9 protein-coding genes and 2 pseudogenes are annotated in these 12,581 nt (G+C 31.5%); all 11 read right to left on the bottom strand.

Annotated elements, in window-relative coordinates; translation table 11 throughout:
- Positions 1-98: 98 nt before the first annotated feature.
- The gene (gene rpsO / locus KPL55_RS04480) at positions 99-362 is read right to left on the bottom strand and encodes a 30S ribosomal protein S15 (protein ID WP_216305505.1); all 264 of its coding nucleotides are present in this window, start codon (positions 360-362) and stop codon (positions 99-101) included.
- A gap of 140 nt (positions 363-502) precedes the next feature.
- A complete protein-coding gene (locus KPL55_RS04475) occupies positions 503-1,420 on the bottom strand; it encodes a bifunctional riboflavin kinase/FAD synthetase (protein ID WP_216305504.1) in 918 nt (305 codons plus the stop codon).
- Positions 1,421-1,431: 11 nt separating this feature from the next.
- Positions 1,432-2,301 (bottom strand): tRNA pseudouridine(55) synthase TruB, encoded by an 870-nt coding sequence (gene truB, locus KPL55_RS04470; protein WP_216305503.1) that lies wholly within the window; start codon positions 2,299-2,301, stop codon positions 1,432-1,434.
- Entirely contained in the window at positions 2,298-3,260 is a 963-nt protein-coding gene (locus KPL55_RS04465) for a DHH family phosphoesterase (protein ID WP_216305502.1), read from the bottom strand. Before KPL55_RS04465 ends, truB begins: the two co-directional genes overlap by 4 nt.
- A gap of 70 nt (positions 3,261-3,330) precedes the next feature.
- Positions 3,331-3,687: pseudogene (gene rbfA, locus KPL55_RS04460) on the bottom strand (30S ribosome-binding factor RbfA); the annotation flags it as partial.
- A 21-nt stretch (positions 3,688-3,708) separates the two neighbouring features.
- Positions 3,709-5,784, bottom strand: a complete 2,076-nt coding sequence (gene infB / locus KPL55_RS04455) for a translation initiation factor IF-2 (protein WP_216305500.1) — start codon at positions 5,782-5,784, stop codon at positions 3,709-3,711.
- Positions 5,785-5,873: 89 nt separating this feature from the next.
- Positions 5,874-6,182 (bottom strand): annotated as a pseudogene (locus tag KPL55_RS04450) (ribosomal L7Ae/L30e/S12e/Gadd45 family protein); the annotation flags it as partial.
- A complete protein-coding gene (rnpM, locus tag KPL55_RS04445) occupies positions 6,175-6,441 on the bottom strand; it encodes an RNase P modulator RnpM (RefSeq protein WP_216305499.1) in 267 nt (88 codons plus the stop codon). The pseudogene KPL55_RS04450 and the gene rnpM, both read right to left, overlap by 8 nt.
- A 10-nt stretch (positions 6,442-6,451) precedes the next feature.
- Positions 6,452-7,564 carry a transcription termination factor NusA gene (gene nusA, locus KPL55_RS04440; protein WP_216305498.1) on the bottom strand — a complete coding sequence of 371 codons (1,113 nt, stop codon included), beginning with the start codon at positions 7,562-7,564 and terminating at the stop codon, positions 6,452-6,454.
- 13 nt (positions 7,565-7,577) lie between these two features.
- Positions 7,578-8,039, bottom strand: coding sequence for a ribosome maturation factor RimP (rimP, locus tag KPL55_RS04435; protein ID WP_216305497.1), 462 nt, complete (start codon positions 8,037-8,039; stop codon positions 7,578-7,580).
- 203 nt (positions 8,040-8,242) lie between these two features.
- A complete protein-coding gene (locus KPL55_RS04430) occupies positions 8,243-12,565 on the bottom strand; it encodes a PolC-type DNA polymerase III (RefSeq protein WP_216305496.1) in 4,323 nt (1,440 codons plus the stop codon).
- Between the last annotated feature and the right edge of the window lie 16 nt (positions 12,566-12,581).

Below are 12,581 nucleotides of genomic sequence, written 5' to 3'. Positions count from 1 at the left end.
GCCTCCCCTAAATTTATATTAATATTATTATTATTATTAATTAATTGTATATATTATTTTCCTAACCTAAAATAACAGAGCGGCAAAGCCGCTCTGAATTACTTTCTTAGTCCAAGTTCCGCAAGAATTGCACGATATCTTTCAATATCCTGGTTCTTTAAGTAACCTAACATTCCTTTTCTTTGTCCAACCATCATTAATAGACCTCTTCTAGAATGGTGATCTTTTTTATGAACTTTCAAATGTTCATTTAACTCTTGGATTCTAGCAGTAAGTAGTGCTATTTGCACTTCTGGAGAACCTGTATCTCCTTCATGTCTTGCATGTTTTACCATTATTGCTTGTTTTGTAGCTTTTTCCATTTTACAACACCTCCGAATATAATCCCCATATTCCAAGTATACCGTTGGTGATTCGGTGAACTTAGCATAAGGTTCATATCAATTATAACAAACTAACATTAAATTGTAAATTAGTTTTTACATCTAAATCTGTATTTTTATTATATTTTTTCATTTATAACATAATTCTTATCCTTTAACAGCTGCTGCTTTAACTTATCAACAGTCTCAAATTTAACTTCATCTCTTATTCTGTCTATAAAGTTTATTTTAACTACTTCACCATAGATTTGTTTATTAAAGTTTAGAATATGTGTTTCAACCGATAACTTTCCACCTTCTACAGTAGGATTATATCCTATATTAGTTATAGCTTTATAAAAAACATTCTCGTATTCAACTACAGTGTAGTATACTCCTCCCTTAGGAAGAATATATTCCTTATTGTAATTTAAATTCACAGTAGGGAATCCAATAGTTCTGCCGAGTTGTTTTCCCTCTATAACTTTTCCAATAATAGAATGCGGCCTCCCTAAAAGTTCATTTGCTTTTATGATATTGCCTTCAGCAATGAGATGACGTATCTTCGAACTACTAACAACCTCATCATTAATAGTAATGGCATCACAAACATAAAGCTTATATCCTAATAGCTCACTATATGTTTTAATCATTTCTACATCGCCTAAATTTTTATATCCAAATCTATAATTGAACCCAACAACTATACCTTTTGCATTATATAATTTCACCATATTATTTATAAATTCTTCTGGGGTTATCTTCATAAATTTTTTATCAAAATTAACTAAATTAACTATATCAATACCAGTTTTTTCTAATAAATTTAATTTGGTGTCATTGTCCATTATTAACTTCGGACAAATCTCTTTGTTTATAACAGATAAAGGGTGATTTTTAAATGTACAAATCATGCTTTTAGCGTTATTTGTTTTTGCAAGTTCCACAGTTTTGTTTATAAGAGACATATGGCCTAAATGTATGCCATCAAAACTTCCTAAAGCAATGTATGTTGAATATTCAAGTTTTCTTTTAAAATTATCTTTTATAACTATCATTTAATATACTCCTATATAAATGATTTTATTAGCCTAACACCATCATTGCCTTTATCCGCAATCCCAATAAAATCATTTTCATTATTATATATACTATACATAGTACCCATCTCAAACTTACAAGTTAATGCTTTATCCTTTACCACAACGCCATTGAGCAAAAACTTAACAAACTTATCCTCTATGATAATTTTAGAATTATTTTGAAAAATCTTTTCAATAGGCATAACATGTTTACTTATATTTTCTTCATTTAAATCCTCTATATTTATAGCATCATCAATATGAAATTGACCAGTAGCAGTCCTACGCAAATTCCACATCATTCCGCCACATTTTAGTAATTCTCCGATGTCATAACATAAACTTCTAATATAAGTACCCTTAGAGCATTTAACCCTAAACTTTACGTATGGCGACTCTAAATTTGTAATATCTATTTCATAGATCGTTATAGGTCTTGCCGCTCTTTCTATTTCTATTCCTGCTCTTGCTAATTCATAAAGCTTTTTCCCATTTACCTTTAGAGCTGAGTACATTGGTGGAATTTGTTTTATTTCACCAATAAAAGAATTAATAGCCCCAGTAATTTCCTCATCACTCAGAGCTACTTCACTCTCACTTAAAATCTTACCTTCTCTATCATAAGTATCTGTAGTTACTCCTAATTTAAGCTCAACTTCATAGATTTTAAAATCGCCCATTATATAGTCAATTGCCTTTGTTGCTCTTCCAATACAAACAGGTAAAACCCCGCTAGCCTCAGGATCTAGAGTACCAGCGTGGCCTACTTTTTTTATATTACTAATTTTTCTTATTGTACGGACTACATCAAAAGAAGTAATCCCTGTAGGTTTAAATACATTTATTATACCATTCATTTCATCAACTCTTTTTCTATGATTTCTATTAATTTAACTTTAGTATTATCAAAACTTGCCTGTGCATAAAAACCTGCTGCTCTAATATGTCCCCCACCGTTAAAATCTTCAGCAATTTTGCTTACATTTACTAAATATTTAGATCTTAAACTCACTTTAACACCGTTTCCCAATTCTTTTATAAGAATAGCGACTTCAACAGTATCTATTGAAACCCCAGAATTAATAACATCCGATGTATCAACTGCTTCTAGGTTATATTTTTCAAGTACAGTTTTAGAGATATACATAACAGATACTTTACCATTAAGTTCTAATGTCATATTACTAATAATTTCTCCAAAAAATTTTATTTCCTCAAATTTCTTATTTTCAAAAATCATTCTGTAAATATCACTAAAATCTATCCCTGTATTAATAAGCCTTCCAGCAATGTTATGAGTTAACTCCGTGGTACTCGAGTGTCTAAAACATCCTGTATCTGTAAGTAATGAAGTATACAAACATGTGCCTATTTCCTTATCTAATTCCACATTAAGAAGTCTTAACACTTCATATATAATTTCTCCAACAGCCGAGGCTAATACATCAATAAAATTTATGTCACCATACAAATCATTAGATAGGTGGTGATCTATATTAATTAATTCATACTTCTTATCATGTAACTTTAAATCGGCATTAACTCTTTTAAAATTACCACAGTCTAGTACTATAACGCAATCAGTTCCTTCAGGTGGTTGACTTATTTCAGCATTAATTTCATTTGAATATGGCAAAAAAGAAAAAGTTTGTGGGATAATTTCTTTTGAAATTATACACACATCCTTCTTCAACTTTCTAAGTCCAATAAGCAGTGCAAGTGCACTACCTAATGAATCACCATCTGGAGAAGTATGAAAAGTAATAGCAATTTTTTTAAACGTAATTATTTTTTCAACAATACCGTTAATCTTCATCGCTATTTTCTTCTGCTATACCTTCTTCATTTACATCATCTTTTATTATATCATCATTGTCCTTTACTTGTTCATTCTTATCTTTTTCCTTAATTTGATGAAAAAGAGTTTCTAAATGAATAGCACGTTCTATAGTTTCATCCACTTCTATGATAATTTGAGGAACATGTCTTAATTTAACATGAGCCCCAAGTTCCTTTCTAATAAGTCCAGTTGAACTTTTTAGTGCTTGAATTGATTCTTTTTTAGCAAGCTCATTACCAAATATGCTAACATAGATTTTTGTATAACTTAAGTCTTTTGTTGTGTCTACTTTTGTTACACTTACCATAGCACTTAACCTAGGATCTTTAATCTTGTTCTGAATTGTATTGCTTACATCTTTTTTTATTTCTTCATTTATTCTACCGTTTCTATAACTAACCATACAACCCACTACTCCTTACACTTATGTTAATTTTGGTTTTATTTCTTCCATAATGAATGCTTCAATAATGTCGCCTTCTTTAATGTCATTGAATTTTTCTACGCTTAATCCACATTCATATCCAGCAGCAACTTCTTTTGCATCATCTTTAAATCTTTTTAATGAAGCTAAAGTTGATTCAGTTATAACTATTCCATTTCTAAGTACACGTACAGAACTACTTCTAGTAATTTTACCTGTTAATACATAAGACCCAGCTATTGTTCCAACATTAGAAACTTTATATATTTGTCTTATTTCAACTCTACCCAAAACAACTTCTTTATATACAGGATCAAGCATTCCAAGCATTGCAGCTTTTATGTCGTCAAGAGCATCATAAATTATTCTGTAAGTTTTAATTTCTACTTTCTCTTTTTCTCCTATTGCTGCTGCATTATTATCTGGTCTTACATTAAACCCAATAATTATTGCGTTTGATGCAGCTGCTAGAACAACGTCTGTTTCTGTAATAGCTCCCACTCCAGAATGTAAAACTCTTACTTTAACATTATCAGTAGATAGTTTTTCAAGAGATTGTCTTACTGCCTCTACAGACCCTTGAACATCAGCTTTAACTATTACTCCAAGTTCTTTAACAGATCCTTCTTGTATTTGGCTATATAAGTTCTCCATAGAAACTCTATTACTAGTTTCAAAATGTTCTTCTCTTAAGTTTGCTTTTCTAGTTTCAGCCATATTTCTTGCAGTTTTCTCATCTTTAACTACATTAAATCTATCTCCAGCTGCTGGAACATCTGATAATCCAAGTATTTCTACTGGTATAGAAGGTCCTGCTGATTTGATTTTTTTACCCTTATCATCAAACATTGCTCTTATTCTTCCGTAAGTAGATCCAACTATTATAGAATCTCCAGTTTTGAGTGTACCATTTTGTATAAGTAATGTAGCAAGTGGTCCACGACCTTTGTCTAATTTACCTTCTATAACTGTTCCTTTTGCTTTTCTCTTATGATTTGCTTTAAGCTCTAACATTTCAGCTGTAATCACTACCATTTCAAGTAAAGTATCTATACCCTCTTTAGTATGAGCTGATACTGGAACACATATAGTATCTCCGCCCCAATCTTCTGCTACAAGACCAAACTCTGTTAATTCTTGTTTAACTTTATCTGGATTAGCTCCTGGTCTATCTATCTTGTTTATAGCTACTATAATTGGTACATTAGCAGCCTTACAATGATTTATAGCTTCTTCAGTTTGTGGCATAATACCATCATCTGCAGCTACTACAAGTATAACTATATCTGTTATTTGGGCTCCTCTTGCTCTCATTGCTGTGAACGCTTCATGACCTGGTGTATCTAAGAATGTGATCTTTTCACCCTTAATATCAACAGTATATGCACCTATGTGTTGTGTTATTCCGCCTGCTTCTGATTCTGTAACTTTAGACTTTCTAATACAGTCAAGAAGTGATGTCTTGCCGTGATCAACGTGACCCATAACAGTAACAACAGCTGGTTTTTTATCTGTGTCTATTTCAGTTTCAGAGTCATCAATATCTTCATCATCAGCAATTTTGCCTTCTTCTACTTCTCTGAGTACTGCAAGAGCACCATATTTTTCTATTACTTTTTCAGCTGTAGCAAAATCAATTTCTTGGTTCATTCCAGCCATAACTCCTATAAAAATAAGTTGTTTAATTACTTCAACATATGGTCTCTTCAAAGTTTCAGCTAAATCTTTAACTGTAATAGTACTATCGATTACGACAACTTCATCATCTATCGCCTCAACACCATTATTACCATTACCTAGTTCGTCTCTTCCTTTTCTACCTCTTTTTCTAATAACAACTTTGTTAGCATCTTCATTAGCAAGATTCTCATAGTGTTCTACAGTTTCGTTTTTATTATCCTTAAGTCCTGAATTTTCATCACTATAAAGTTCCTTTATTAATTCAGCATCCTCTTCCTCAATCACACTCATATGATTTTTGGCCTTTATACTAAATTCTTCAAATAGTACATTAATTAATTCTTTACTTGACACTTCTAATTCTTTTGCTAATTCATATATTCTGACTTTTGCCAAATCATTCACCCCCGAAATTTAATTTATTCATTGTTTTCCTTACTTTCGATCTCTTCGATACTTTCAGTACTTTCAATGATTTCGACACTTTCATTCAATTCATTCCATAAGCTTAGTAACTTATTACTCATTTTTTTATCATATACACACAAAACATTAATTTCATCCCTACCTAGGGCCTTACCTAGTGTCTCATTAGACACTCCCTCTATAAGAGGTATACAGTTTTTACTTGCTAATCTTTTAAATTTATCTTTTGTATTTGTAGCACTTTCCTGCGATAAAATTATAAGACTTCCTCTACCATGTGACAGCGCATCTTCACATTGATTATAACCTTCTATAAGTTTCCCAGCTTTTTTAGTTAAACCTAAAAATTGAAAAAATTTATTATTCATGATTTATCTCATCCTTTAATTTACCATAAATTTCTTCGCTTACTTTTCCGCCTAAATTCCGCTCTAATCTTTTCGTCTTAAAAGATTTTTCAAAACATTCAATACTCTTACAAATATATGCACCTCTACCTGGCTTTTTACCAGTTAAATCTACAGATATTTCGCCTTCTTTACTATTAACTATACGTAATAGTTCTTTCTTGCTTTTCATTTCCATACAACCCGTACACATGCGCTGAGGTATTTTTTTAACTTTCATAAAGCGTCACCTACTTTTCAGTTATGGTTTCAATTACTTCATTTTCAACATCTTCACTTTCAATGTGTTCCATGTTATATTGTGCTTGAGTTCTACTTTTAATATCAATTTTCCATCCTGTTAATCTTGCAGCAAGTCTAACATTTTGACCTTCTTTTCCAATAGCCAGAGATAATTGATTGTCTTCTACAATAACCTTTGCAGATTTAGAATTCTCTTCAACTACAACATTTAATACCTTTGCAGGGCTTAAGGCATTGGAAATATATTCTTCAGACTTTTTGCTCCATTTTATAATATCAATTTTCTCGTTTCTTAATTCATTAACTATGTTTTGAACTCTAATACCTTTCGGTCCAACACAGGCTCCCATAGCATCAACATTTTCATCATTAGAATATACTGCAATTTTAGTTCTTGAACCAGCTTCCCTTGAAATACTTTTTATTTCAACTATTCCACCAAAAACTTCTGGAACCTCAAGTTCAAATAAACGCTTCACAAGACCTGGATGAGTTCTTGATACTCCTACTTGAGCACCTTTTGTAGTATTTTTAACCTCAACAATATATAGTTTCAATTTTTCATTGAAATTATATTCCTCGCCTGGCATTTGTTCAGTAGCTCCAAGTACAGCTTCTATTTTACCTAAATCTATAAATACATTACCTCTATCTTTTCTTATAACACTTCCGGTAATAATATCAAATTCTTTTGTTATAAACTCATTGTATATTATATTTCTTTCAGCTTCTTTAATTCTTTGAATAACAACTTGTTTTGCAGATTGCGCAGCTATTCTACCAAATTTTCTCGGAGTAACTTCGATATCAACAATGTCACCCATTTGATATTTAGGGCTATATTCTTTAGCATCCTCAAGTGATATCTCATTAACCTCTTCAACTACTTCTTCTACAACTGTCTTTTGACCATAAACGTGTATTTCTCCTGTTTCTCTATTCATTGTTACCTTTACATTTTGGCTAGCATTAGACAGCGTAGCAAAGTTTTTCTTATAAGCTGCAACTAATGCATCTTCAAGAGTTTCAAAAAGTAAATCTTCACTTACTCCCTTTTGGTCTACAATTTCTCTTAGTGCTTCAATAAATTCCTGATTCATTTTAACTTCCTCCTTACAGTTCCGGTTTCAAACTCACAACGGAAATCTTATCTTTTGGAATAGATATATTATTCCCATCATATTGAATTTCTATTTGCACATCAGAAAATCCTAATAAATTGCCCTCAAGCTTTTTAACGCCTTCATACAGACTATTTAAATTAACTAGTACATTTTGGCCTATGTATTTATTTAGATGATTATCATCGTATAAAACTCTTTCAATTCCTGGAGAAGAAACCTCTAAACAATAACTATCAGTTATCGGATCCTCTACATCTAATATTTCACTGATTCCTCTACTTGTTTTCTCACAATCTTCTAAAGATATTCCATTAGAACTATCTATATAAATCCTCAGGTAATTTTCTCCTGCTTCTTTAACATATTCCAAATGATATAATTCGCAATTATTTTTTTCAACTATTGGCTGAGCTATTTTTTGGAGTTTTTGCAACAAGGTATCATTTCTCATTTTAACACCCTCCTTTTATTAGTATTTTCTACAATTATTAGCATAATTATACATAATATTATAATTAAAACGCAACCATGAGTTGCGTTTCAATAAATAGAGAGTAGGCGGGCCTACTCTCATACAATAAAATTACCAACGGTAACTAATATATATTATTCTATCATATAAAATTTGCTAATTCAAGGGTTAATTGCATTTAGCTAAAAAAACGACAACTGATTTGTATCTGGAAGATCTTTTAAACATCCATGTTTATCAAATGATTCAATTACTGTTTTTGATATCTTACAACGGATTCTCAAATCTTCTTTAGATATAAACTCCCCCTCCTGTCTTACCAAGACTATGCTTTTGGCAGCATTTTCACCTACACCTTCAAGTCCACTGAGTGGTGGTCTTATCGAATCATCTTCAATTGTAAATTTAACAGCCTCTGACTTATATAAATCTACATTTAATAACTTTATCCCTCTTTTAAACATTTCGTAAGACAACTCAAGTGCTGTAAGAAGTCCTTTTTCTTTGTTTCCTATATCCTTACCTAATGCTGTTAGTTCATCCATTTTCATCTTTATTGCACTCTCGCCTTTTGAAATTAAATTAGCATCGAAGTCATCTGCTCTTATTGTAAAGAACGTGCAATAATATTCCTTTGGGAAATAAACCTTATAGTATGCTATTCTTACAGCCATCATTACATATGCTACTGCATGTCCTTTTGGGAACATATACTTTATCTTTTTACATGAACCAATGTACCAATCCGGTACATCATGTTCTCTCATTACTGCCTCATCATCTTCAGTAAGCCCTTTACCTTTTCGCACCTTCTCCATTATAGTAAATGCAGTCTTAGGTTCAAGATTTTTTTGTATTAGATAAACCATAATATCATCTCTAGTAGATATACAATCTTTAAGTGTCGTAAATCCTTCTTTAATATAATATTGTGCATTATTAATCCATACATCTGTACCATGAGACAGCCCTGAAATTCTAACTAAATCTGAAAATGATTTTGGTTGAGTATCTAAAAGCATTTGTTTAACAAATTTTGTACCAAACTCTGGAACACCATAACTTCCAACTTCGCAACCCAGTTCCTTGATAGTTAACCCAAGCGCTGCAGGAGAAGTAAATAAACTTATAACCTTAGCGTCAGATAGTGGAATAGTTAGCGGGTCAAGTCCCGTTAAATCTTCAAGCATTTTAAGCATTGTAGGATCATCATGTCCAAGGATATCTAGTTTAAGCAGCCTTCCACTTATAGAATGATAATCAAAATGCGTTGTAATAATATCTGAATTAGGGTCATCAGCAGGGTGTTGTACTGGACAAAAATTATATATTTCATTGTCACTTGGCACAACCATTATTCCACCTGGATGTTGCCCCGATGTTCTTTTAACCCCAGTACAGCCCTGGACGAGTCTTTCTATCTCAGCTTGTGGGACCATAATATCCTTTTGTCCTAAATATTTCTTTACATATCCATAAGCAGTTTTATCAGCAATTGTTCCAATTGTTCCTGCCTTGAAAGTATGCCCTTTACCAAACAAAACCTCTGTATACCTATGAATATCTGCTTGATTATCTCCTGAGAAATTCAAATCTATATCTGGCTCTTTATCCCCTTCAAACCCTAAAAAAGTTTCAAACGGAATATCATGACCGTCTTTCACATATAACGTGCCACAACTTGGACACTCTTTATCAGGTAAATCAGCTCCTGAACCAACAGATCCATCCAAAATAAATTCACTCTTTTTACAATTAGGACATACATAATGAGGTGGAAGCCCATTTACCTCTGTTATGTTAGACATATTAGCCGCAAAAGAAGATCCAACCGAACCTCTTGATCCTACTAAATAACCATCTGCAAGAGATTTTGCTACCAATTTTTCAGCTATTAGATAAAGTACGGCATATCCATTTCCTATAATAGAGTTTAATTCCTTATCCAACCTTTTTTCTACTATCTCCGGTAATATTTCCCCGTATATAGAATGAACTTTATCTGAAGTCATCTTTCGAATATCATCTTCTGCGCCTGGTATTGTAGGAGTAAACGTACCATCAGGTATAGGTTTTATAACTTCTATCATATCTGCAATTTTATTTGGGTTATAAATAACAACCTCTCTACATTTTTTATCACCTAAATATGAAAATTCCTTTAACATTTCATTAGTAGTTTTAAAATATAGTGGTGGTTGGTCATCGGCATCTGAAAAACCTTTACCAGCCATTAAAATTTTTCTAAACACCTCATCTGACGGATCTAAAAAATGTACATCTCCTGTAGCAACTACAGGCAAATTATTTTTTTCTCCTAAATCACAAATTTTTCTATTAATATCCATTAGTTCATTTTCATCTTTTACGGTACCATTTTTAATCATGAATTTGTTATTTAAAAGAGGCTGTATTTCTAAATAATCATAGAATTTTATAATTTTCTTAAGTTCATCTTCAGATTTTCCTTGAAGAACTTCCTTGTAGACTTGTCCAGCTTCACAAGCGGACCCAACTATAAGACCTTCCCTATATTCTTCCACTAAAGTTTTAGGAAGCCTTGGTCTTCTGTGAAAATAATCTAAATTTGAAAATGAAATTAACTTATATAAATTTTTAAGCCCCACAAGATTTTTAACTAAAATAATAACATGATAAGTGTTTGCCTTTTTTACATTAAAATCCCCTAAGAATTCTTTATTTAAAGTATCCAAATCTAAAATGTTTTTTTCTCTAAGTAGTCCAAAACAATGTAATAGTATATCCGCAGTTGCTTTAGCATCATCTACCGCTCTGTGATGATTTTCAAGCGAGATGCCTAGATATTTAGCTACTACATTTAACTTAAATGTTTTAAGCTCAGGAAGTAAATATTTAGCTAGTGGTATTGTATCCATAATTGCATTTTCAAACTTTAAATTAAGTCTCTGGGAGTTTTTCTTTATAAAAGAAGCATCAAAATCAGCATTATGTGCCACTACTACACTACCACTAGCAAACTCTAGGAATTTCGGGAGTATTTCTTCAATAGATTCTGCACCAGCAACCATATCATTTGTAATTCCAGTTAGTTCTGTAATCTTATAGGGTATGTCTCTTCCTGGATTTACAAACTCATTAAATCTATCAATTATTTTTCCATTTTCAATCTTAACCGCACCAATTTCTGTAATTCTATCATTTTCACTAGAAAGTCCCGTGGTCTCTAAATCAAAAACCACAAAAATATCATCTAAATTTTCATTATGATTATTAATAACAATTGGCACACCATCATCTACTAAATAACCCTCAACGCCGTATAAAACCTTTATCTTATTTTTTTTAGCTGCATCCATAGCTTCTGGAAAAGCCTGAACCACGCCATGGTCAGTTATTGCCACTGCATTATGTCCCCATTTAGCTGCTCTTTCAACAAGTTTAGATGCAGGGCATATTCCATCCATAGCACTCATTTGTGTGTGCAAATGAAGCTCCACTCTTTTTTCAACTGCCGTATCCATTCTCTCTATTTTCTTAAGTTTTACTATATCTTTTGCCATTATAACAATTTCTCTTGCATATGTGTCATAACTTGCTTCTCCACGCACCTTGCAAAAAAGTCCAACTTTAATTTCATCCATTATTTTTTCCACATCTTTAGGTTTTGGAAAACATTTCACTGTAATTGAACTTGTATAATCTGTTATATAAAATGTAATAATTATTCTACCAGTTTTTGTTTCAATAATTTTGATTTTGAAAATATCTCCGCATATGCTGACAATTCCTGAAGCTTCATCTATCTCATTTATTTCTATAGTATCGCTTTTTATATTTCTACCCATTATAGTGTTTGCATCAGCAGCTTCATCTTTCCTAAATCCTGGTCTGCTAAATTTATTATCTTTTTCATTGTTTTGACCACTATTCGCAGGCTTATCTTTCTTTTCTGTACTAATATTTTTAATTATTTCTTTTATTATAACCTCATTTTCTTTTTCTTTTTTACCAAAATAATCTTCTTTAGAAAGTTCACCATTATGTTCTAATTTAATCACGGAATTAATTCCAAACATATCATTTATAGTATTCTTTATAAGGATTTCTATATTTTTATCCCTTAAAATTTTGCACATAAAATCATTACCGCACTGTATTTTAAGCATTCCATTTTCAATTATCCTAGAAGATTTAAGCAAACTATCTTTGCTTGATGGTTGCGAGGTTGCTATTACGTTAACTACATCCAACCAAAACTTATCTTTTACATCTTCTATAGTAGCATCTGATACATCCCTGTAACAAACCAACTGTATATCTTCAAAACTACATAATCGCTTTGAAATAATATTTTTTATATGTAGTTTTTTATTATCATCTATATCATCAAAAGATTTTATTAAAACTCTTAACTTATTGCTTTTTTTAAGGTATTGAACTCTTAATACCTTAATATCATCTTTTAATGTTTCTTCATTTAAATTAAAATCATTTTTAAGCATCTCAGCTAAGCTGACATCCATTTATATTCCTCCTGAA

This window comes from Clostridium lacusfryxellense, from assembly GCF_018861735.1.
Taxonomy (GTDB): Bacteria; Bacillota; Clostridia; order Clostridiales; family Clostridiaceae; genus Clostridium_AD; species Clostridium_AD lacusfryxellense.
Note: the sequence above shows the minus strand (reverse complement) of the source record. Positions and strands in the feature narration are given on the sequence as shown.